A 22584-nucleotide genomic window follows, 5' to 3' on the forward strand; every position below is an offset into this window, starting at 1 on the left:
ATTATTATGATGCAGATGCAGGGAAACAAAATAATTTTGTAACAACATCATACATAAATCCGCGTGCATTCTCTTATATGAAGAAGTACGGTAAAGTTTCTGCTCAGCAATATCAGGAAATTGTTCAATTTTTAGCGGATTATCCAAGGCATGGCTGGGCATTCCCAAAAGAATATAAAGAAGATGGTACATTTAAGTACGATAAAGAAGTGAATCTTATTGACCAATCATACGTTGCATATCATCGAAGTTTAGGTGGTCTTTCATCAGCTGCTTATTTGGAATTTATAAAGAAGAGATTCCAGGAGGATGGAAAGCTATACGGTCGTTACAATTTAGAAACGGGAAAACAAACTGTGAATTATGAATCGCCAGCCGCGTATGGACTAACGATTTTGTACGTACTACAAACAGGTGATACAAAGTTTGCGAAGGAATTGTATGATCATATGTCCACATTCCGAAATGACAACGTATTTAGTAGATATTATGGTGGATATGTAACAGGTGAAAATAATAATACGCATATTTTTGATAATGTACTACCACTTTTAGCTGAAATGGAATTAAAAAAGAGTGACCAATAAAAGGTGCCACCATATGAGGGTGGCACCTTTTATTGGTTGATATAATTTTGCGTCCTAATATTAGAGAAGTAGTCAATCACGAATTCACGGAATTGCTGAGCTGTTTTTGATAAGTATCGCTTTTTTGACCAACTTAATCCGATGGTTCGCTTACAAGCGGGTTCAATAATACGCAACTTGTTTGCTGCTAAAGTAGAGTTTTTTAATAAAGTTAAATTTGGAACAAAAGCGATGCCGAGACCTTGCTTAATGAGGTCGCTAATCACTGTCGGTTCATCTACTTCAAAAGCAATATGCGGAGTGAAACCAGCTTCTTTACAAAATTCATCCGTTAAGTGCCGAAATCCATAGCCAGTATTCATACTAATAAACGGTTCGTCTTTTACTTCATGCAGGTGGATACTTTCGCGGTTTGATAACCGATGGCCTGAAGGAACGACTAAGAAAATTTCTTCTGTAATAAGTGGTTCCCAAACAATTTCTTCTCCTTCAACTGGTACAGAGGAAAGACAAAAGTCAATTTCCATATTTTCCAGTTGTCGTTTCATAGAAGGAGTAGACGCAAGAAATTGCTGGAATCGAACATTAGGATGTTCTCGTAAAAAAGAACCTAGTAGTTCTGGTAATATTCTTGGAATAGAAACGGCCATTGTAATAGAGCCTTGTTGTAATTCGGCTAAATCTTTAATTTCTCGTTCCCCTTCACTTAATTCATGAAAAATACGTTCTACCCGTTTTAAAAATACTTTTCCGAAAGAATTTAAAGTAATCTGTCGGCCTTGGCGATCAAATAAAGGGACGCCTAAATCCTTTTCGAGTCTAGCGATTGTTTTGCTGAGTGAAGGTTGCGCGATATGCAATTCTTCAGCTGCCTTTGTCATATGTTCTAGTCGTGCAACTGTCTGAAAGTATTTTAACTGGAGCAGTTCCATTTCGAATCTCCTTTCTATAGACCAAAAGGAATGAATTGATAATTAAAGATGTATTATACAGTATGGAAAGTGACGTGTATAGTAAATCTGTTAAACCATTGTAATGGTGTGAAATTAGGAGAAGGAGTATGTTTCATGAAAGGAATTCAACTTATATTTAAAGATTGGAAAGCGATGTGGCACCATAAACATGGACGTATCGCTTTAATTTTTTTATTAATCGTTCCGTTAATTTATTCAGGATTCTTCTTGGCTGGATATTGGGATCCGTACGGAAAATTAGATAAATTACCTGTTGCAGTTGTGAATTTAGATAAGGGTGCTGTGATGGATGAAAAAACAATTCATGCAGGAGACGATTTTGTTAAAAATTTAAAAGAGAATAAGGAACTGGCTTTTCATTTCGTATCAGAAAAAAATGCTGATGAAGGGTTAAAAGAAGATAAATATTATATGGTTGTTACGATTCCAGAGAATTTCTCTAAAAAGGTAAGTACACTTATGGATGAGAAACCAGAGCCAGCAAAGTTACAGTACAAAGTAAATCCAGGTAAAAACTTTGTAGCAGCTCAAATTGGAACGACAGCTGTTGAAAATATGAAAACAAAAATCTCAAATAGTATTACGAAATCTTATACAGAGGGTGTCTTTTCAAAGTTTCAAGATTTGGCACAAGGATTGAGTGATGCAAGTAATGGGGCTGAGAAGTTACATGAAGGAACGACCGATGCAAAAAATGGAGCGAATCAGCTTGCGGATGGTATTGATCGTTTAAGTGATGGGACATCGAAATTGAAAGAGGGAAGTGAAAAGCTTGCATCCAGTCAATCTGCTTTAACCGGGGGGGCAAATGAGCTGAGTCAAGGAGTGACATCACTTCATAGTGGTATGGAGTTATTAGCACAAGGTGAAAAAACGTTACAATCAGGAGTTAGTGAATTAAGTGCTGGTACAAATGAATGGGTGAGTGGAAGTGAGAAGCTTGCTGAAGGCCAAGTAAAAGCGGATGGTGCAGCTAATAGTGTAAAACAACAATTAGAAGAGTACGTGAAAAATCATCCAGAAGTGCAGCAAGATCCCGCTTTTCAAAAAATTATTGCTACGTCTAATGGACTAGCTAAAGCAACAAGTACTTTAAATAATAGCCAACAACAATTGACACAAGGAGCGAAGAAGCTTACTGAGGGTCAACATAAGATTGAAGAAGGCATGAATACATTCGGAGTTAAGTTAAATGAAGCTACTGCTGGAACGAAAAAGGTAGCAGATGGTGCATCGAATTTAGCTGATGGATTTACGAAGTGGGGAAATGGATTTACAACAGTACAAGAAGGTGTAAATCAGCTTGCGAGTGGTGGAACGGAGCTGAATAACGGTGCTAGTAAATTAACAAATGGACTTGTTAAACTTGATGATGGTGCGAAAGAACTTTCTACGAAATTGGGAGAGGGCGCAGAGAAGATAGCGGATGTCCGTAATGATGATGCACGCAATACGATGTTCTCAGAGCCAGTTCAGTTAGTGAAGTCAACAGTTTCTGACGTTCCTAACTACGGTTCAGGCATTGCACCATATTTCTTATCACTTGCATTTTATGTTGGCGGAATTATGGCATCGAATATTTTACCTCTTGGCCGCAGACAAAATATGAAGGTAAGCGGAACGGTACATTTTATTAATAAATTAGGATTGGTATATTTAATTGGACTTATTCAAGCGCTACTCGTAGATGTAGTTGTGCTAGGTGTTATGAAACTAGAAGTTGCCAGTGTGCCACTTTTTGTTTTATCAAGTATTGTTATTTCCTTTACGTTCATGACATTTATTCTTATGTTAGTAACAGTATTTGGTCTTGTTGGAAAGTTCTTAGCGGTAACGCTTCTTGTCCTGCAATTAGCGACGAGTGGAGGTACTTTCCCAGGAGAATTAAACATAGCTGTGCTTAGCAAAATTGGACAGTTTCTCCCAATGTCCCATTCTCTTAGAGGATTACAAGATGTTATCTCTTTAGGAGATTGGTCGCAATTACAAATGCAAATTTTAATATTGTTATGTTATCTCGTTGTTGCCGGTGGAATTGCTTGGATCACGAGCCATATACAGCATAAAGAAACGAATGCAGAACAAGTTTCTTAAAATGAAATAAGCTATCCGATTTTTTCGGATAGCTTATTTTTTATTTACGTTCCATTACTGCAAAGTAATTATTTTCATTATCAGCAAAGTTGAATGCTCTACCAGTAGGTAAATCTACAACCTGTCCAACTGTGACATTTTTCTCTGAAAGATCTTTATACAGTTGATCTAAGTTATTAGAGAAGAACATAAGTGAAGGAGTACCTAAGTTTAATTCAGGTTGCATCTTCGCGATTAACGCTTTATCGTGAAGGACGATGCTTGTTCCTGCTTCTTTCGCCGGCGCAATTTCAATCCAGCGGAATCCGTTTCCGTTATTTTCTTCCGCAATGATTTGGAACCCTACTTTTTCTGTCCAAAATTGTACTGTTTCGTCTTGGTTATTTACATATAGCATAATTTGTCCAACTTGATTAATCATAGGTGTCTCTCGCTTTCTTTTTATATGCGTATCATTATATCAAATATATGGCTTGAATAGTTTTCTATGATTTTTTCGGAATACAACCTTCGTCCATTTCATCTTTGTTGTAGGAGAAGGCCCTGTAATCCAAGTATGAAATGGTATTGTGCTACAAATGACCATTGTTGAAATAGAGATAATAGCCGTTAACACAAATAGTAATAGGCTATATAATATAGTATTTTCTTGCAGTGTGAATAAAGAAAGAAACTTTGTGCATAGTTGCAAGAAGAATAAGTGAGCTAAATAAGCACCATACGTGTAATTTCCAATGAAACGTAACGTTTTATATAAGAAACCACGACGCTGTACTATCATAATAGATAACATATACAGTATGATAATTTCGCATACGATATATAAAAACATAGATGGTTTTAAATAGGTAGAAACAGTTAAATGAATAGAGTTTGCTCCGTGAAAACTAAACAACTCATAATTGATGAATAAAAATAAGATGAAAAATAATATTGTTATAAGCGGGATATGTTTCATGACGAATAGACGCCAAGTTTTTAGTGCTACAGCGGCAATGCCACCCATAACGAAATAGAATGAGTAGAATAGAAATGATCGATCTGTATAATGTAAAATTGTTGAACTTGTTAATTTTTCTCCATTAAAAATATAGTGAGAAGAGAACCACATTAATAGAAAATATAGGCACGCGAAAAAGGTCATATATTTATATATGTCTTTTTTATTTTCTGTTCGTTTTTGAAACCAATAAAAAAGTGTGCATAGTAAAGGGAACAATAAGTGAATTTGGAACATCATAATAACGTACCAAAGATGGGGCGCGGCTGTTCCGAGTAATAAACTTTTTATTCCACTTTGTAACGTAATAAGATCGTTTGTTGTTAATAGGTAAAGAATAGACCAAAAGAAATAAGGAATGAGTAAGTGTGTCGCTTTTTCAGAAATATATTCTTTATATACTAATTGCTTCGTATAGTGCCGAATTAAGTGAAATCCAACGATAAATATGAATGCTGGTGCTGAGAATTTTGCAAGGTTGAATAGCATGCCCATAATGAGAGATTGCTCAAGTAAGACATTTCCTTGATTCATTGTATATAATAAGGAACTTTGCAAAACAACAGCGAGAAATGCAATGCTTTGCAAAACTTTAAATTCTGGTGCGCTTTGAGTCATTATTTCCATCTCCTTTTCCATACATGATTATAGTACGGAGAATGGATAATGGATGTGGAATATTTGTGAAGATTGTAACAAATTTGTGGCGAGAGGAGATATCAACTTATCAACAAATAACGACAAAAAGAGGATGCTCTAAACGAGCATCCTCTTTCTATCTATTAAGCAAATTTGTTTTTGATCCAATTCTTACCTTCTACAAGGCGAGCTGTCATTACCGCACAAGCGTTATCTGCTGTTACGTTTAACATCGTTGCAGGTGGATCAATGATTGTACTAATTGCTGCAATAATTGGCAATGCTTCTGGCGGGAAACCGTATAGAGATACGATTAACATTTCACCAATCATACCACCGCCTGGAATAGCACCCATTACTGTTCCTACTAATAAAGAAACAACAAGTGCGATTGCTAATGTTTTCGGTCCTTCGAATTCCATGTTGAAAATACCGAATAAGAAAGCAATTTTTAATACGCCGCCTAAAACAGATCCATCTTTATGAAGTGTAGATCCAAGAAGGACAACTGTTTCACGAACGTCTGAAGAAATACCCATTTTCTTCGTTGCTTCTAAGTTCGCTGGAATACTTGCGGCACTACTACAAGTTGCAAGTGATGTAACTGTAGGAGAGACCATGTTCTTCCAAAATACTTGTACACCTTGTTTGCGACCTGCAAGGTATGCATAGAACGTGAAGAATACAAAGAAGTAGATAAGAGAAGCTGGATAGTATACCATTGCTGCTCGGAAGTAAGTTCCAAGAAGTTGTGGTCCGAATTCACCAACTAATGCTGCGAAGTAAGCAGCAAGTCCGATTGGAGCGTAGTACATAATGAAAGATACAACTTTCATTGAAATTTCTGCACCAGCTTGTAGGAATGTAGCGAATGGCTTTCCTTTTTCGCCAACTGCTGAAGTTGCAATCCCCATTAAGATAGAGAAGAAAATAAGAGCTAACATATTTTCACGAGATAGTAACTTCGAGAAGTCAGATACTGTTAAAATACCGACGATTTGATCTGCAACACTAACAGCTTTGCCGGCTTTGTCAGGTTGTGTTAGTTCTAGTACAACACCTTGTGCTGGCGGGAATACTTTCACGACAATAATCATAAAAATAGCAGCTAAAATACTTGTAAATAAGAAAGTCCCAGCCATACTAGACATAATTTTACCGAAACGTTTTAATCCATCCATATTAGCAATAGACGATGCGATGCTAAAGAACACTAGAGGTACAACAATCGTAAACATTAAGTTTAAGAAAATATCACCAAGCGGCTTTAAAGCAACTGCATCGGCACCCATGAAATAACCAATGAAACCACCAATTAGGATAGAAGATAATAAAATAAGTGGAAAGCGATATGCCTTCATAAATATATCCTCCTATCAATTAAAAAATCATACTGAATCATTATAGCGAGTTAGAGTCCTCTTTACTAGGAGAATACGGATAAATGGAATAGCGTGAAAACCAAGAAATTTTTGTTTTTAAGCTCGGCATACAGCAGGAAATCTAGACATATATATTTGTAACCTAGTGGTGGCAAGGGATGCACCATAACTTAGGTTTAGAAAAAGGGGGAGGGAAGCGGAATGAATATTTTGCTTTGCTGTGCAGCGGGAATGTCTTCCAGTTTGATTGTTACAAAGATGGAGAAAGCAGCAGAGGCAAGAGGGATAGAAGTGAAAATCTGGGCAGTATCAGGTTCTGAAGTGAATAGTCATATTGATAAAGCTGATGTCCTTTTACTTGGACCGCAAGTACGTTATTTATTACCGAAAATGAAAGAATTATGTAAGGAGAAAGGGGTACCTGTTGATGTTATTCAATCCGTCCATTATGGACTTTGTAATGGAGAAGCTATCTTGCAAGCAGCTTTGTCAATGAAACCATGAGGAGAGTGGGATAGATGATACGGTTTTTAGAGAAGTATGTGATGCCGGTGGCAGGGAAGGTTGCAGAGCAGAGGCATTTACAAGCAATTCGAGATGGAATTATTTTAACGATGCCTTTCTTAATTATTGGATCGTTTTTCCTCATTATTAGTGCACTGCCGATACCGGGATATAACGAGTTTATGGCAGGTTTGTTTGGTGAGAATTGGCAGAGAGCTTTAGGGTATCCAGTTAGTGCAACTTTTAATATAATGGCTTTAATAGCTGTTTTTGGAATCGCTTACAGGCTTGGAGAGTATTATAAAGTGGATGCTTTAGCATCCGGGGCATTGTCGCTTGTGACGTTTTTACTTGCGACTCCATTTCAAGTTGCATATATTATACCAAGTACAAAAGAGAGTGTACTTGTAGAAGGCGCTATCCCAGCTGCATTAATGGGAAGCCAAGGGTTATTTGTAGCAATGATTATTGCACTTATATCTACTGAACTTTATCGGTTTATTGTACAAAAAAAGATAATTATAAAGATGCCAGAGACAGTTCCACCAGCTGTCACGCGTTCATTTGCGGCACTTGTTCCAGGTTTTATTGTTGTAACAGTTATTTGGATTTTACGCTTAATTATAGAAAATACTTCTTTTGGCAGTATCCATAATATTGTAGGACAAATTTTACAGGAACCACTTAGTGTACTTGGTGCTAGTCTTTGGGGCGCAATAATAGCAGTTATTCTCGTTCATGTTCTTTGGTCGTGTGGAATTCATGGTGCTACTATTGTTGGTGGTGTAATGAGCCCTGTTTGGTTGTCTTTAATGGATCAAAATCGAGTTGCTTTTCAAGCTGGGCAAGATGTACCAAATACCATTACGGCACAGTTTTTTGACTTATGGATTTATATGGGCGGTTCTGGTGCAACGCTGGCTCTAGTTGTCGGAATGTTACTATTTGCACGAAGTCAACAATTAAAAAGTTTAGGGAGATTGTCAATCGCGCCTGGTATATTTAATATTAATGAGATGGTAACTTTTGGTATGCCAATTGTAATGAACCCAATTTTATTAATTCCATTTATATTGGTTCCAGTTGTGTTAACAATTGTTTCTTACTTTGCAATGGAATGGGGATGGGTCGCACGTCCGAGTGGGGCGGCTGTACCTTGGACGACACCTATTCTTTTCAGTGGATATTTAGGATCGGGTGGGAAAATTTCAGGTGTTGTTTTACAACTCGTCAACTTTGCGCTTGCATTCTTCATTTATTTACCGTTCTTAAAAATATGGGATAAACAAAAAGTAGCAGAAGAAAAGGGGGAGTAAAGAAGTAAAATGGATACGATAGAGACGAAAGCTTTTCATTTAATTTTGCATGGAGGAAACGCGAGAAGTTGTTCAATGGAAGCAATTGATTGTGCGAAGCGTGGGGAGTTTACAGAAGCAGAAGCTAAATTACAAGAAGCGCTAGAGGAATTAAAAGAGGCGCACCGTGTACAAACGGAGCTTATACAGAAAGAGGCTGGTGGCGAAAAGACCGAAGTTACTCTTTTAATGGTACACGCGCAAGATCATTTAATGAATGCAATTACAGTGAAAGAATTAGCGAGTGAGTTTGTAGAGTTATATAGGAAGATGTCGGTGGATGAATGAACCTTACTTATGCAAGGTTTTTTTATCACGCATTAACGGGCAGTAAAACTCCCACCTCAAAATGTGGCTGGAGCAAGGAAGTTAGGAGGGAGCTTAACTGTCTGTAAAGGCCCGATTGGTTCAACTAATAATTAGTGGGAGATGAACAAAACCCCCACTAATTAAAGTTTCACTTTATGTATATGCCTGTACCATCAGTGGAATGTTCATCCCACTGATGGTATTTACAATCCTCCTTTTTCCGGATGAGTAAGAGTTATAATTAATCGGCAGTAACAATTTCTCCTATACCACGAATTAATCTTTTTATATGCATCCGCTCCGGTTTTAATATATTTACGATATAATCAATCGCAATTTGTGGTTCAACGGTTGTACCGCAAGTATAACAGTCAATAGCTGCAAAATTTTGTTCCGGGTAAGTGTGAATGGAAAGATGGCTTTCTGATAATAACACTAATACAGTAACACCATATGGCTGGAATTCTTTTTTACTTACGTTTAAAACATGGGCACCAGAGCAATCTGCAGCTGTAACTAAATGATATTCTAAAAAGTGCGTATCATCTAGTAGAGAAAAATCTACTCCCCATAAATCTACTATTATATGCTTGCCAAAAGTAGAATATTCCATAGGCAACACTCCTTACTATAATATCGTCAAAACTTCATTTCCTGTTTGTAGCATTGATGTAGGATAAGGTTCGATTCTGAATTTAAAAGAGCGAGGTTGCGTTGTTCTAGATGTTCTTCTTTAAATTGAAATAAAGGAAAAAGAAGAGCAGGCAAGGTTCGAGGAGTTGGTACTACATATAATTGTTCAATTTGATCTAGTACATAGGCAGAATTAGCAGCGATATGAAATCCCCAGTCAGTTCCAAAAGAAGGAACGATTGTATGATAACTTTTCACAGTTAGTCCAGCATGTTCAATTGTATTACCGATGCTCCAGTATACTAGAGGTGCATCAGCAGGTGAATTAGATTGGCAGACGAATGCGCCATCTTCTGTTAAGAATGTAGCTATACGAGCAAAAAGTTCGCTTGTATATAAAGTACTTAACAACTCTGTCGCTGGGTCTGGGAAATCAATAATGATTACATCGTATAAAGAGGAAGGAGAGCTTAAAAACTCTTTTGCATCGCATACGTGTGTATTTACACGATTATCAAAAAATGCACTTTTGTTTAAAGAAACTAATTCTGGAACATTACGAGCCATATCAATCATCGATCCATCTAAGTCAACAAGGTCTACATGTAGTACAGTTTCATATTTTAAAACTTCTCGCAGGGCAAGACCATCGCCACCGCCTAATATGAGAACACGTTTTGGATCAATTACTTTTGACATAATTGGATGTACAAGTGCTTCATGATAAATTTGCTCATCGACGGAGCTGAATTGTAGTTGCTTGTCCAAGTATAAGCGAATATCGTTTACTTGGACTAAATTAATATTTTGATAATTACTCTTTTCTTTAAATAAATTTGTATGTTCACCAGCTTGTATTTCCTTTAGAGAAATTTCATCCCACACATCTAAGTTGTGTGAATCTGTGGGTACTATAATTACATTTTCTGATTGTACTTGTTTATCCTGTTTATCTTGTTTGTCTTGTGTATCGTGCTTGTCCTGCTGTTCTAGTTCAAATTTGTCAGAGTCTACTTCAGAACGCTTGTCTTTTTTATAGCTTTTTATTCTATAAATCTTTATTTTGCTTTGTTTTCTATGTTTTGGCATAGGAATCTCCTTTCGAATTGTGTTATTTTACTCTATTCTATGTAATCTAGTAGAATTTGCTTGGACAATAGATAGAAGAGTGTGTTCAAGAGCATGTTGTTTTTTTACTAGATTCTACGATGAAAGATTTTTTAGTGTTTTTTTATGTTAAGCATAACTAGACAACTAAACACTAATCTATTTTCATACAGTTATGTGTTAAAAGCGTGTTGTTTTATAACACACTGTGTGTTTTTTGAGTAACACACTAATTGAAAGCGTTAACACACAAAGAAAACAGTCGAAAAAGTGCTGATTTTAGTGGTTTTAAAAAGTTGGCACGCTAATTGCATTAATAAATAGCGTAAAGAAAAATAAATAAAACATAAATTTTTTATACTACACAAGGGGGATTTTCAAATGAATATTTTATTATGTTGCTCAGCAGGGATGTCTACAAGTTTACTAGTTACAAAAATGGAAGCGGCCGCAAAAGCTCGCGGTCTAGAAGGAAAGATTTGGGCTGTATCTGGGGATGCAGTAAAAACAAATATCGATCAAGCAGATGTATTATTACTAGGACCACAAGTTCGTTACATGCTTTCTTCAATGAAAACGCTTGCTGACGAGAGAAACGTTGGAATCGACGTTATCAATCCAATGCACTACGGCATGATGAATGGAGAAGCAGTTTTAGATCACGCATTAACACTTAAAAAATAATTAGGGGGGAAGCGAAATGCAAAAGTTTATTGCATTTATGGAGAAGTACATGGTTCCGATTGCTGGTAAAATCGGATCGCAACGTCACTTAGCTGCGATCCGAGATGGATTTATTGCAGTTATGCCACTTATTTTAGTTGGTTCGATGGCAGTACTAGTTAATGGTTTACCAATTCCAGCATTCCAAAATTTTATGAAAGATTTATTCGGTGAAACTTGGACACAAATTGGTGCTGGTATGTGGACAGGGTCCTTCGGGGTATTAGCTCTGATGGTGGCGGTTACCATAAGTTATAACTTAGCAAAATCTTACGGTGTTGATGGATTGTCAGCAGGTATTATTTCGTTTGGTGCATTAATTATTCTTACACCAACAACACCAAAAGAAGCTGGAATAAATATGCTTTGGACAGGCGCACAGGGTTTGTTCGTTTCACTTATTGTCTCCATACTCGTAACGGAGATATTCCGCTTCTTTGTTCAAAGAAACATTACAATTAAAATGCCTGACGGTGTACCACCAGCAGTAATGAAATCTTTCGCTGCTTTAGTTCCAGCATTTGTGATTTTAACAGGTATTGCAAGTATTCAATTAGCAGTAAAACTAGCAGGTACAAGTGTTCATGAGTATATCTTTAATACATTACAAGTTCCATTACAAGGTTTAGCGGGTACGTTACCAAGTGCAATCTTTATTGCATTATTAGTACATGTACTTTGGTTCTTCGGTTTACATGGTCCAAATATTGTTGGTGGTATTATTGAGCCACTTTATTTACCAGCATTAGAGAAAAATATTAAGTTATTCCAAGATGGTACATCTGCATTTGATGTTCCAAACATTATTACAAAACCATTCTTTGATACTTTCGTATATCTTGGTGGTTCTGGTGCAACATTAGCGTTTTTAGTAGTTGTATTAATTGTAGCGAAAAGTGCACAATTACGCGGTGTATCTCGTCTATCAATTGGACCTGGTGCATTTAACATTAACGAACCAGTAATCTTTGGTACACCAATCGTATTAAATCCAATTTTATTCATCCCGTTCGTATTAACACCTGTTGTGTTAGTTATTACATCTTATACAGCAATTTACTTAGGATGGGTACCAAAAACAGTAGCGATGGTTCCATGGAACGTTCCACCAATTATTAGTGGGTATCTTGTAACAGGTTTACATCCTTCTGGTGCGATTTTACAATTATTCAACTTTGTTGTTGCAATGGCGATTTACTTCCCATTCGTTGTCGCATGCGATCGTTCAGTTATCCGTACTGAGAAAGCAGCACAAGAAAATAACAACTCTTTACCTATGTAACATAGTAATTGTTCTCATAGACAACGATACCTGTGAGAACAATTACCTTTATATCATGTTCAAAAAGATGAAAAACATCTATATGAACACTAAACTATCATTAACAAATTCATACTTTAATAGACATGTTCAAACTGAAGGGGTATTTAAATCGGTTGAACCTTATAGAGAGGGCGGTAATTATGATGACTACAGCAGAACAAATTCCATTCCAATTGATTTTAAATAGTGGTAACGCACGAAGCTTTGCGATGGAGGCACTTCAATTTGCCAAACAGGGGAAAATGGTAGAAGCAGATGAAGCGATGGTAAAGGCGAAAGAAGCGATTAATGAAGCGCATCATTTCCAAACAGAGCTCATACAATCAGAAGCAAGAGGAGAAAAAACAGAGGTTAGTGTTCTTTTAATTCACGCACAAGATCATTTAATGAATGCGATTACAGTGAAAGAATTAGCAGCAGAGTTTATCGATCTTTATAAAAAGCTTGAAGCGAAAGGGGAATAAAGCATGACTGGAATTAAAATTGCTACAATCGGCGGTGGATCTAGTTATACACCAGAGTTAATTGAAGGATTTATTAAACGTTATGATGAGCTTCCTGTTCGTGAAATTTGGTTAGTAGATATTGAGGCAGGAAAAGAAAAGTTAGAAATTGTTGGTAACTTAGCGAAACGTATGGTGAAAAAATCTGGTTTACCAATCGAGGTACATTTAACACTTGATCGCCGTGAGGCATTAAAAGATGCAGACTTCGTAACAACACAACTTCGCGTTGGTTTATTAGAAGCACGTGCAAAAGATGAAGCAATCCCATTAAAATATGATGTAATCGGTCAGGAAACGAATGGTCCTGGTGGTTTATTCAAAGCACTGAGAACGATTCCTGTTATTTTAGATATTTGTAAAGATATGGAGGAGCTTTGTCCGAATGCATGGCTAATTAACTTTGCGAACCCAGCTGGTATGGTAACAGAAGCTGTCCTTCGTTATACAAATATTCAAAGAGTAGTTGGTCTATGTAACGTTCCAATCGGAATCCGCATGGGTCTTGCAAGATTACTTGAAGTAGATGCAAGTCGTGTCCACGTTGATTTTGCAGGTTTAAATCATATGGTATACGGACTAGATGTATACTTAGATGGCGTAAGTGTAATGGATCGTGTGTTAGAGCTTGTAACAGATCCGGAAAAGCAAATTACGATGGAAAATATCGCAGCGCTTAACTGGGAACCAGACTTTATTCGCGGTCTTCGTGCAATTCCATGTCCATATCATCGTTATTACTACAAAACACGTGAAATGTTAGAAGAAGAAAAAGAAGCTTCTGTTGAAAAAGGTACACGTGCAGAAGTAGTAAAACAATTAGAAAATGATTTATTTGAGTTATATAAAGACCCGAATTTAGATATTAAACCACCACAATTAGAAAAACGTGGCGGCGCTTATTATAGTGACGCAGCATGTAGCTTAATTACGTCTATTTACAACAATAAAGGTGATATCCAGCCTGTTAATACACGAAACAACGGAACAATTGCAAGCTTACCAGATGATTCTGCTGTTGAAGTGAACTGTATTATTACGAAAGAAGGTCCAAAACCAATTGCGGTCGGAGATCTTCCAGTACCAGTTCGCGGTTTAGTACAGCAAATTAAATCATTTGAGCGCACAACAATTGAAGCTGCTGTTACAGGTGATTATCATAAAGCGCTGCTTGCTATGACAATTAATCCACTTGTACCATCAGATACAGTTGCAAAACAAATTTTAGATGAAATGTTGGAAGCACATAAAGAATATCTTCCGCAGTTCTTCAAAAAGGTAGAGAAGTAAAAGCGGCGCTATTTAGCCCGCTTTTTTTATTCTATCCCACTTTAATGGGCAGTAAGACCACTACCTCAAAATTCAGCGAAAACAAAGAAATTAGGTGGGGGATCAACTGCCCATAAAAGTCCGATTGGTTCAACTAATAATCAGTGGGGGGGAGAAAACCCCCCACTGATTAAAGTTTCACTTTATTAGGAGGTATTACGATGATTAAGTTAATTGTAAACGCAGATGATTTCGGTCTTACAGAAGGTACAAATTACGGCATTATTGATGGGCATATAAACGGACTTGTAAATTCAACGACGATGATGATGAATATGCCAGGAACAGAGCATGCGGTACGCTTAGCCAAAGAGTATGAAACGCTAGGAGTAGGAGTACATCTTGTATTAACGGCAGGAGAACCACTTCTTGGAGACGTACCATCACTTGTAAGTAGCGATGGATTGTTTCATAAACAAGGTGTCGTAAGGGAAGGAAATATAAATCCAGAAGAAGTTGAGAGAGAGTGGACTGCTCAAATTGAGAAATTCCTATCTTACGGATTAACACCAACTCATTTAGATAGTCATCATCATGTGCATGGTTTACCGATTTTACATGATGTTCTTGAGAGATTAGCGGCTACATATAATGTTCCGATTCGTCGTTGTGAGGAAGATAGAGCGGTGCGCCCATTTTCTGATGTGTTTTACAGTGACTTTTATGCGGATGGTGTGACGGAAGATTACTTTGTGAAGTTAAAAGAAAGAGTACAAGGTGAACAAACGGTAGAAATTATGGTTCATCCAGCTTATATTGATCCAGAGCTTGTGAAGCGTTCTTCTTACGTAATGAATCGTGTGAAGGAATTGCGTATTTTAACAGAGAGCAAATTACCAGAAGGAATAGAGCTTGTGAAGTTTTAATAGAAAAACGACGGCTACATCATGCCGTCGTTTTTTATTTATAAAATGGATAGAGCATATCCGCCAAATGCCCCGAGTATAACGATAACCCAAGGTGGTGTTTTCCAAAAAGCGAGCAAGCAAAATAGAAGAGATGCAAAAACAAAATCTACAGCGTTCATAATTGTGCTTGTCCAAATAGGATCATAAAAAGCTGCTAGTAAAATACCGACAACAGCGGCATTGACTCCAAGTAGTGCGCCTTGTATGAATGATATTTTTCTCACGCTGTTCCAAAATGGTAAAACACCAATAACGAGTAAGAAAGCAGGGAAGAAAATTGCAATTGTTGCGAGTAATGCCCCAAGCGTCCCGTCTAACACTGCTCCTATATAAGAGGCGAATGTAAACAGTGGTCCTGGTACTGCTTGTGTTAATCCGTATCCAGCTAGGAACTGTTCTTTCGTCATCATTCCGTTTTGTACGAACTCACCTTCAAGAAGAGGCAGCACGACATGTCCTCCTCCAAATACAAGTGCGCCAGAGCGATAGAAACTATCAAATAAAGCGATGTAATAAGAGAACGGTCTTAATATTGGTAGCAGTAGTAATAGTCCAAAGAATAAGACGAGACAAGAAACTGCTATCTTTTTTGAAATAGGTACTTTTATATGTTGAGATTGGCTAATTGGTTGGTTGCGATATAACAACCAGCCGATAAAGCCACATATTATGATGAGGGTGACTTGTGTCCAACTACTTGGCCATAATAAGGCGATTGCGGCAGTTACAATCGCAATCGTTGCACGATTTCGATCTGGAGTTAACTTCCGCGCCATTCCCCATATGGCATGAGCGACAATAGCGACTGCTACAAGTTTTAGTCCATGAATCCAGCCAGCACTTCCAAGATCGAACTGATTAAGGAATGAGGCGAAGAAAACCAAAACAAGCACAGACGGTAAAGTGAATCCAATCCATGAAATAATAGCTCCTAATAGCCCGCCCCGTAATAATCCAACCCCCATACCGACTTGACTGCTGGCAGGACCGGGAAGGAATTGACATAGTGCTACTAAATCTCCATAGCTTCGTTCATCCATCCATTTTCTTTTTTGCACGTATTCGTGGTGGAAATAGCCGAGATGAGCGACAGGACCGCCGAATGAAGTAAATCCTAATTTAAATGAGACGAGAAAAATCTCTAATAATGTATGAAAAGTGTATTTGTTAGTTTTCAATGGAACCTCCTATAATGTTTTTCTATGTGCATTATACAAGAGACTTTCAATCTACAGGAACAATTACAATGTAAAGATTTTGTGAATCTTTTCTTTGTAATTAAAATTGAAAAAGTCATAAATGATTATGTCTAAACCATAAAGTAGTAGAAGTAGTGATGGGAAATTTATATAAGGAGAATGCCTTATGACAACACATTTCTTTGCCAGGTTAACAGGTAAGAGGGAAGTGCCTCCTGTAAATACAGAAGCTTTTGGGGTAGCAGAGTTTATTTTTAGTGATGATTTAACGAAATTACATTACAGAATCATACTAAAAAATATAGAAAAGGTTACATCGTGTCAAATTCATTTAGGGAAGTCTACTCAAATTGGTCCTGTTGTTTTATATTTATATGGTCCACTGGAGCAAGGTATTAGCTTGAACGAGGGAAGCATTACTGGTGTAGTGAATGTGGAGGATTTTGAGGGACCTTTACAAGGGAAATCATTTGTACATTTACTTCAAGAAATTATTCAAGCAAATGTATATGTTAATGTTCATACGAAATCACAAAAAAGAGGAGAAATAAGAGGGCGAGTTAGAAAAGTAAAGAAATAGAGGAAAAGGCTGTCCATATGTTGGAACAGCCTTTTCTTCTTAATATAAGGTGCTAGTTTTAGTGATTATTGTCGGTAAAGCGATATATTTTGAAAATCGCTGATATAACTCGCGTTACGGTCGATATTTTTAAAAACTGCCTCGATTAATTTTTCGCAGGCTGATTTTTAATAAAGAAGTCCATAACGTAAAATACTTCGTCATCAGGTATTTGTATTTCAAATGTATTTTCAATTGGTTGCAATGCTTTTTTTACTTTCATATACATCCAGTATTCATCTTGTCTTCTTTTCTCTTTATCAGGATGAGGAAGAAGGCTTTCTCCTTTTTGAAGACGGTCAACCATACAGCTCATATGCAGAATAACACCCATTAAGCTATCAGGAGTTAGCTGTAAGGAAATTAATTCTTGAATTGTATTTAATGCGTAACGAATTGTTTTGATAAGTAATGCCCCATCGTTACGCTGCATTTGTTGTTCAAGAATATCCGCCATTTTTGCATATGTTTCTTCATACGTAATTAATTCTTGAATGGGCTGAATCGCTGTGTAGTTTACGATGTCTTGGAAATGATATGTTAAGCACGGCACTTGCACATCGAAATTCGTGACGATACAAATGATGTTACGCTCTTTTTTTATGTTCTCGATCATTTTCGTTAAATCTTTTTCATGGACGATACTAATCGGAATAATTTCAATTAAGTCTTTATCAAATCGTAAATAGTTCTCTAACATTTTTTGAATAGCTAAAGCACTTCCTTCACCAGTTAAACAAGCTGTTAAAATAACAGATTTCATTGGAGAGAGAGGTTTTTTCTTTTCTTCTTGTACGTTTAAGTAAAATGGTGTTAAATTTTTTACTGTTTCATACAGCGCATCTAATGAATAACCGAGCTGAGCTTTTCGAGCTGCTTCTAGTGCATGTGGTGTGCTCGTCATCGAGAGAACACGTACAGGGATTTTGAACTCCGTTTCTAATATGTCACCGATATAAGCAAGTGACCCCATATCGACAAGTAAGAGAAGCCCATTTACATTTTGTAGTGTTTTCATATACACTTTCACACGTTCCAAGAAATCTTTCGGTGATTCGTGTAACGGCATATCAATACCGGTTACTTCCTCAATGCCGAGAAGTTCGTTTGCAACGTTTGCCATTTCAGTTGCGATGCCATTACCGTGTGCTAATATTAATACTTTTACTTCTGTTTGTGAGGCAGGAATTGGATCAACAACGAAGAACATTGTTAAAAAGCCAGCTTCATCAATAGGCATTGTTATTTGTAATTCTTCCTCCAGTAGTTGAATGCATTGCATAGCTACGGAAAAAGCTTCTTTATATTTCGTACGAATTTGATTTAATTGTGGGTGATGTATTTGTTTTCCGCTTTGTAAACGTTGTAGAGTTGTCTGTACATGTAAGCTTAAAGCGAGAAATACTTTTTCATCAAACGTCTTAGATAAATGCTTTTCAGCAAGTTCCGCTATTTTTTCACATACGGAAACGATATTACGATCCACAATTTTAAAAACATTTTCATGGCTTGTTTTTTTGGATATTTGGTTAAAATATTGTACGAAAAAGCTTTGAACATCATTTTCTATTAGTAATTCTAATTCTTCCTCTTCAATACCACGGGCTTGAAGTTCTTCGTATTTATAGTCAATATAATCGTAAATAGAAGAGCGTTTTTCATCTTCTGTTTTATGATTACTCCAACCTTCCTCACCTGTAAATACAAATGTTTCATTTGGTATTTGGTATAAGTGACGGCTCTTCCTTTCAATGAACAACCCTTCTTTCATATACCAAGGTAAATCTGTACTTGAAACATAGACAGAATCACGTTTCTTTGTGACCAAATCAGAATAGGCTTTCGCACAGGCAATTTGAACATCTGTTTTTAATTGACCAATGTTATTGGGACAATTATAAAAGACGAAAGCACGCATTGCATTTGGGCTAACGTGAATGTCTTTTCGCAGACGAATTGCTTCATTTGTGAAAAATAGCTGTAGTAAAGCAAAGCGCTCTTTATGTGTACGCTCACGAAGTGGTGGCAGCGTAACAGTCATCGGTATACGTCTTGTAAATGTTTTTAATAAAAATGAATTTGGTTCTTCTGTTGTTGCAGTAATGATTAATACTTGTGCTTTACGTTCGTTCTCTGTTTCTCCAAGGCGGCGGTACACTCCGCGGTCAATAAAGGTGAAAAGCATTTCTTGTCCCTCTGGAGGTAGGCGATGTACTTCATCTAAGAAAAGAATTCCTTCATGTGCTTTTTCAATTAATCCTTTTTGATCACTTGCTCCTGTGTAAGCTCCTTTTTTAATCCCAAATAATTGCCCGAGTAGTAGCTGTGGATTATTTGCGTAATCAGCACAGTTAAAGACGATAAATGGTGCATTTTTAGGAAGCTGTTCAACTTCAATTGCATATTCGTGCATTAAAGAAGCAAACATAGACTTTCCGACCCCTGTTTCTCCCAGTAGTAAAGTATGCATACCGTTTGGAGGATAGAGCATAGAAGCTTTCGCTTTTTCAATTGCGATTTTAAGGCTCGTATTTTCAATTGCAAATGTATCTAATGAAGTTACTTCTTTTGAATGCGTTTCCAACGAAGTGTTCGTTTCTATGTAAAAACGAACAGGTCGCGTATTTGTTTTTAATAAACGTTTATCTTTTACAAGTTTGTTTAAGTCGCTACTTACATTGGCGCGATCTAGTTGCAACAGGGTAGCTAGTTCTGATGCGGTTACACCTTCTGTATAATTGCCTTCTTGTATTGCGTTAAAAATGAGATCTATTCGTTTCATTTCTATTCACCTCGAAACTTCATCACTATTTAAAATTTTACACAAAAACGGGAAGGGTGGGAAGAGAAAAATAAAACAGCTTTAGCACATAGGCACTAAAGCTGTTACAATCTTGTGTCTTTCCAAAAATTTACCTTGAGATGAGAAGAAGGATTATAGGGAAGAAGTTTGTATCCTTGTGACTGTAAATAATCAATTACTTTTGGCAGTATTTGTACGGTTACACTCGAATCATGCATTAAAATGACTTCTACTTGTTCATCACTTTGATTACGTACTCTTTCGAGTATGGCAGAAGGATTGTCATAGCTTTTCCAGTCGTATGTATCGATTGTCCAATCCCACATTTTATACTGGGCCGATACAAGTGCGTCACGGTAATTCTTTTTTAAGTAAGGCATACTACCATATGGAACGCGAACGAGATGTGTATTTAATTTCGTAACTTGCTGGACAATGCTTTGTGTTTGCTCCATTTCTGCAATTAAAGTGGAAGGGTCACCAGTGTAAAGGCGTTTTACATCATGTGACATGCTGTGGAGACCGATATAATGTCCTTCTTTAATTAATCTTTGCATCGTTTTTGTGTAATGTGGCACTTTTCCGCCAATAACAAAGAAAGTTGCTTTTCCGTTCTTTTCTTTTAAGATGTTTAAAATTTGTGTAGTATATTTGTTTGGCCCGTCATCAAATGTTAAGTACGCAATTTTTTGTGTAGGAGAGGTCGTTTCAGTATTTGGATGATATTCAGCAGGAATAACAGTTGTTGCTTCAGTATTAGATGATGCGTACATAGTAATGGTTAAAAATAAAATAATACATTGCAATACTCGCTTGATCATAACATTCACCCTCAGTTTGACAATCAAGATGTAAAAAGAAAACTTGATACGTTTCTTATTATGTATATCTTTCTCCAATAGAGGAACTCTCAAACAATCTATATTTTGGAAATGTAAAATAATGAATAAAAAAATAGCATCCTCTTATAAGAAAGAGGGTGCTATTTGAATATTTCATAATGGTAAAGGCTATACTACAATTAGTCTTCGCGTTTTTTCACTTTTTTATAAAAGGAAATAAGTGGTTTGTAACGTTCATGTACAAGCCCGATTATTTCAGCAATGATTTCTGTGAAGAAAATCAAAGCGAAAAGAAGAATAATGGATAACCATAACGTTGCACTAGTGAAAATAATGGCATTTACACTAAAGAAAATACCGAATGCGTATATTATTAGTACCGTTTTGCGATGAGAGAATCCCATTGCAAGTAAGCGGTGATGTAAATGCGATTTATCTGGTGCTGAAATAGGTTTTTTATTTACGATACGACGGATGATTGCAAATATCGTATCAAATATAGGTACACCTAAAATGATAATTGGAACAATAAAACTGAATAACGTTACACTTTTGTATAATCCAAGTAACGATATAACAGAAATACAGTATCCTAAAAATAGTGCTCCTGTATCTCCCATGAAAATTTTTGCTGGATGGAAGTTGTAGAATAAAAATCCAATTGTACTTGCTAATATAATTAATGCGAGTGGCAAGATAATCGCTGTTCCAGTACCCCATGGGCTAGTGAAGGCCATATATGCTAGCGTTGCAAGTACGATAGATGAAATCCCAGCAGATAATCCATCTAAGCCGTCAATTAAGTTGATTGCATTCGTAATACCTACAAGCCAAAATACTGTAATTGGATAAGCAAGCCATCCAAGTTCAGTATCCCCAAGGAATGGGATATATAATACTTGCACTAATAATCCACTTTTTACAATCATAATGGCAACTAACAGTTGTCCACCGAATTTTACTCTCGCAGATAACTCGTACATATCATCTAAAATTCCGATGATTACAATGATAATCGCACCTAGCGTTATCGATAACATTCTTTGCTCATATAAGCCGCCGACAACAAATCCTACAGCTACACCGATAAAGATTGCTAACCCGCCAAGACGTGGCATAATCTTTTGGTGCACTTTACGTGCGTTTGGCTTATCTGTCGCTCCTATTTTAAAAGCTAATTTAATAACTAAAGGAGTAACGACGAGTACAGTGATGAAAGATGCCAAAATGGCATAAATCACTTGTGAGTCCATTAATACCCCACCCTTTATAGTCTAACGTAATTTTTTTTTTTGAAATATATTTATCTGAAAATTATGATGTTTATTTACAGGCTCATAACATATGGTATCACAAAAAGATTAGAATTCAATCTTTTTTTCTTTTTACGGTTAATGGAAGCGGATAGAATATATGACAATTGTATATAGAATATTGAATCATATAAGAAGGTTAATCGTACTGGACTTTGGAATATGACATTTCCTCTTTTTCTTCGATAGTGAATACTTTTAGTTCAGTATTATAAGTGTTACACGTAGAAATGAGTAAGTCTCGTGTTAAAATGTGGGAATTTATCTGGAGTGAGCTGGTAACTGGATTCCCAATGATTAAGTTTCACTTTATATTATAGTGCATTTAATTTTACAAAAACTTTAAAAAGAATGAGGGAAGTAATTCATATAATGAAAAAGGAAAAGAGTTTTCTCATTTTTAATGTGAGAGGGGGAAGCGCAGGGAGAATTCTATA

The 22584-nt window shown here is 36.5% G+C and carries 20 protein-coding genes and 1 pseudogene; 11 read left to right on the forward strand and 10 right to left on the reverse strand.

Translation table 11 applies throughout. From position 1 onward, the window contains the following. A pseudogene (locus MR160_RS23260) lies at nt 1–587 on the forward strand (transcriptional regulator); the annotation flags it as partial. A 29-nt stretch (nt 588–616) separates the two neighbouring features. On the opposite strand, the gene MR160_RS23265 reads toward MR160_RS23260, so the two are convergent. Further along, nucleotides 617–1519, reverse strand: a complete 903-nt coding sequence (locus tag MR160_RS23265) for a LysR family transcriptional regulator (RefSeq protein WP_000421919.1) — start codon at nt 1517–1519, stop codon at nt 617–619. A 135-nt stretch (nt 1520–1654) separates the two neighbouring features. Between MR160_RS23265 and MR160_RS23270 the strand changes: the two genes are divergently transcribed. After that, nucleotides 1655–3655, forward strand: coding sequence for a YhgE/Pip domain-containing protein (locus MR160_RS23270; RefSeq protein WP_242298116.1), 2001 nt, complete (start codon nt 1655–1657; stop codon nt 3653–3655). 40 nt (nt 3656–3695) lie between these two features. Here MR160_RS23270 and MR160_RS23275 read toward each other — a convergent pair whose 3' ends face one another. The 3 genes from MR160_RS23275 to MR160_RS23285 form a co-directional block, all read right to left on the reverse strand. After that, the gene (locus MR160_RS23275; protein ID WP_000610158.1) at nt 3696–4076 is read right to left on the reverse strand and encodes a VOC family protein; all 381 of its coding nucleotides are present in this window, start codon (nt 4074–4076) and stop codon (nt 3696–3698) included. Nucleotides 4077–4115: 39 nt separating this feature from the next. Beyond that, entirely contained in the window at nt 4116–5273 is a 1158-nt protein-coding gene (locus MR160_RS23280; RefSeq protein WP_242298119.1) for an acyltransferase, read from the reverse strand. A 164-nt stretch (nt 5274–5437) separates the two neighbouring features. Then, nucleotides 5438–6655, reverse strand: a complete 1218-nt coding sequence (locus MR160_RS23285) for a dicarboxylate/amino acid:cation symporter (RefSeq protein ID WP_000649376.1) — start codon at nt 6653–6655, stop codon at nt 5438–5440. A gap of 222 nt (nt 6656–6877) precedes the next feature. Between MR160_RS23285 and MR160_RS23290 the strand changes: the two genes are divergently transcribed. Genes MR160_RS23290 through MR160_RS23300 form a run of 3 tightly spaced genes read left to right on the forward strand, consistent with a single transcriptional unit; the run spans nt 6878 to nt 8823 of the window. Continuing rightward, a complete protein-coding gene (locus tag MR160_RS23290; RefSeq protein ID WP_001023546.1) occupies nt 6878–7180 on the forward strand; it encodes a PTS sugar transporter subunit IIB in 303 nt (100 codons plus the stop codon). Nucleotides 7181–7194: 14 nt separating this feature from the next. Beyond that, nucleotides 7195–8496, forward strand: coding sequence for a PTS cellobiose transporter subunit IIC (gene celB, locus MR160_RS23295; RefSeq protein ID WP_000617788.1), 1302 nt, complete (start codon nt 7195–7197; stop codon nt 8494–8496). Nucleotides 8497–8505: 9 nt separating this feature from the next. Then, the gene (locus tag MR160_RS23300) at nt 8506–8823 is read left to right on the forward strand and encodes a PTS sugar transporter subunit IIA (RefSeq protein WP_000379645.1); all 318 of its coding nucleotides are present in this window, start codon (nt 8506–8508) and stop codon (nt 8821–8823) included. A 262-nt stretch (nt 8824–9085) separates the two neighbouring features. On the opposite strand, the gene speD is transcribed toward MR160_RS23300, so the two are convergent. Both speD and MR160_RS23310 read right to left on the reverse strand, forming a co-directional pair. After that, on the reverse strand, nt 9086–9457 hold the full coding sequence (gene speD / locus MR160_RS23305; protein ID WP_000456838.1) for an adenosylmethionine decarboxylase: 372 nt from the start codon (nt 9455–9457) through the stop codon (nt 9086–9088). 26 nt (nt 9458–9483) lie between these two features. Next, complete coding sequence (locus MR160_RS23310; RefSeq protein ID WP_001123951.1) at nt 9484–10566, reverse strand: polyamine aminopropyltransferase; 1083 nt, start codon at nt 10564–10566, stop codon at nt 9484–9486. 399 nt (nt 10567–10965) lie between these two features. Between MR160_RS23310 and MR160_RS23315 the strand changes: the two genes are divergently transcribed. From MR160_RS23315 to chbG, 5 genes are all read left to right on the forward strand, one after another. Further along, nucleotides 10966–11268 (forward strand): PTS sugar transporter subunit IIB, encoded by a 303-nt coding sequence (locus MR160_RS23315; RefSeq protein ID WP_001023569.1) that lies wholly within the window; start codon nt 10966–10968, stop codon nt 11266–11268. Nucleotides 11269–11284: 16 nt separating this feature from the next. Next, nucleotides 11285–12589 (forward strand): PTS cellobiose transporter subunit IIC, encoded by a 1305-nt coding sequence (celB, locus tag MR160_RS23320; protein ID WP_063676126.1) that lies wholly within the window; start codon nt 11285–11287, stop codon nt 12587–12589. Nucleotides 12590–12771: 182 nt separating this feature from the next. Beyond that, complete coding sequence (locus MR160_RS23325) at nt 12772–13095, forward strand: PTS lactose/cellobiose transporter subunit IIA (RefSeq protein ID WP_000989059.1); 324 nt, start codon at nt 12772–12774, stop codon at nt 13093–13095. Between the two features lie 3 nt (nt 13096–13098). Beyond that, nucleotides 13099–14424: a 6-phospho-beta-glucosidase gene (gene celF / locus MR160_RS23330; protein WP_000145760.1), complete on the forward strand. Its 1326-nt coding sequence runs from the start codon at nt 13099–13101 to the stop codon at nt 14422–14424. A 200-nt stretch (nt 14425–14624) separates the two neighbouring features. After that, entirely contained in the window at nt 14625–15329 is a 705-nt protein-coding gene (gene chbG / locus MR160_RS23335) for a chitin disaccharide deacetylase (RefSeq protein ID WP_079246176.1), read from the forward strand. 38 nt (nt 15330–15367) lie between these two features. Here the strand turns inward: chbG and MR160_RS23340 are convergent, their stop codons facing one another. Further along, complete coding sequence (locus tag MR160_RS23340; RefSeq protein ID WP_000856212.1) at nt 15368–16549, reverse strand: chromate transporter; 1182 nt, start codon at nt 16547–16549, stop codon at nt 15368–15370. A gap of 187 nt (nt 16550–16736) precedes the next feature. On the opposite strand from MR160_RS23340, the gene exsM reads away from it, so the two are divergent. Beyond that, nucleotides 16737–17150, forward strand: coding sequence for an exosporium regulatory protein ExsM (gene exsM, locus MR160_RS23345; protein WP_081143936.1), 414 nt, complete (start codon nt 16737–16739; stop codon nt 17148–17150). A 145-nt stretch (nt 17151–17295) separates the two neighbouring features. Here exsM and MR160_RS23350 read toward each other — a convergent pair whose 3' ends face one another. The 3 genes from MR160_RS23350 to MR160_RS23360 all read right to left on the reverse strand — a co-directional run bounded on the left by MR160_RS23350 (nt 17296) and on the right by MR160_RS23360 (nt 22087). Then, nucleotides 17296–19971: a sigma-54-dependent transcriptional regulator gene (locus MR160_RS23350; RefSeq protein ID WP_000820954.1), complete on the reverse strand. Its 2676-nt coding sequence runs from the start codon at nt 19969–19971 to the stop codon at nt 17296–17298. Nucleotides 19972–20075: 104 nt separating this feature from the next. Beyond that, nucleotides 20076–20813: a polysaccharide deacetylase family protein gene (locus MR160_RS23355; RefSeq protein ID WP_000597185.1), complete on the reverse strand. Its 738-nt coding sequence runs from the start codon at nt 20811–20813 to the stop codon at nt 20076–20078. Between the two features lie 200 nt (nt 20814–21013). Continuing rightward, nucleotides 21014–22087, reverse strand: a complete 1074-nt coding sequence (locus tag MR160_RS23360) for a glycosyltransferase family 4 protein (protein WP_000378320.1) — start codon at nt 22085–22087, stop codon at nt 21014–21016. Nucleotides 22088–22584: the final 497 nt, after the last annotated feature.

Source organism: Bacillus cereus group sp. BfR-BA-01382 (genome assembly GCF_022663475.1).
Taxonomy (GTDB): Bacteria; Bacillota; Bacilli; order Bacillales; family Bacillaceae_G; genus Bacillus_A; species Bacillus_A thuringiensis_S.

Coding starts and splice junctions, on each gene's coding strand:
- MR160_RS23265 (WP_000421919.1), bottom strand. CDS start 1,519: ATGGAACTGCTCCAGTTAAAATACTTTCAGACAGTTGCACGACTAGAA.
- MR160_RS23270 (WP_242298116.1), top strand. CDS start 1,655: ATGAAAGGAATTCAACTTATATTTAAAGATTGGAAAGCGATGTGGCAC.
- MR160_RS23275 (WP_000610158.1), bottom strand. CDS start 4,076: ATGATTAATCAAGTTGGACAAATTATGCTATATGTAAATAACCAAGAC.
- MR160_RS23280 (WP_242298119.1), bottom strand. CDS start 5,273: ATGACTCAAAGCGCACCAGAATTTAAAGTTTTGCAAAGCATTGCATTT.
- MR160_RS23285 (WP_000649376.1), bottom strand. CDS start 6,655: ATGAAGGCATATCGCTTTCCACTTATTTTATTATCTTCTATCCTAATT.
- MR160_RS23290 (WP_001023546.1), top strand. CDS start 6,878: ATGAATATTTTGCTTTGCTGTGCAGCGGGAATGTCTTCCAGTTTGATT.
- celB (WP_000617788.1), top strand. CDS start 7,195: ATGATACGGTTTTTAGAGAAGTATGTGATGCCGGTGGCAGGGAAGGTT.
- MR160_RS23300 (WP_000379645.1), top strand. CDS start 8,506: ATGGATACGATAGAGACGAAAGCTTTTCATTTAATTTTGCATGGAGGA.
- speD (WP_000456838.1), bottom strand. CDS start 9,457: ATGGAATATTCTACTTTTGGCAAGCATATAATAGTAGATTTATGGGGA.
- MR160_RS23310 (WP_001123951.1), bottom strand. CDS start 10,566: ATGCCAAAACATAGAAAACAAAGCAAAATAAAGATTTATAGAATAAAA.
- MR160_RS23315 (WP_001023569.1), top strand. CDS start 10,966: ATGAATATTTTATTATGTTGCTCAGCAGGGATGTCTACAAGTTTACTA.
- celB (WP_063676126.1), top strand. CDS start 11,285: ATGCAAAAGTTTATTGCATTTATGGAGAAGTACATGGTTCCGATTGCT.
- MR160_RS23325 (WP_000989059.1), top strand. CDS start 12,772: ATGATGACTACAGCAGAACAAATTCCATTCCAATTGATTTTAAATAGT.
- celF (WP_000145760.1), top strand. CDS start 13,099: ATGACTGGAATTAAAATTGCTACAATCGGCGGTGGATCTAGTTATACA.
- chbG (WP_079246176.1), top strand. CDS start 14,625: ATGATTAAGTTAATTGTAAACGCAGATGATTTCGGTCTTACAGAAGGT.
- exsM (WP_081143936.1), top strand. CDS start 16,737: ATGACAACACATTTCTTTGCCAGGTTAACAGGTAAGAGGGAAGTGCCT.
- MR160_RS23350 (WP_000820954.1), bottom strand. CDS start 19,971: ATGAAACGAATAGATCTCATTTTTAACGCAATACAAGAAGGCAATTAT.
- MR160_RS23355 (WP_000597185.1), bottom strand. CDS start 20,813: ATGATCAAGCGAGTATTGCAATGTATTATTTTATTTTTAACCATTACT.
- MR160_RS23360 (WP_000378320.1), bottom strand. CDS start 22,087: ATGGACTCACAAGTGATTTATGCCATTTTGGCATCTTTCATCACTGTA.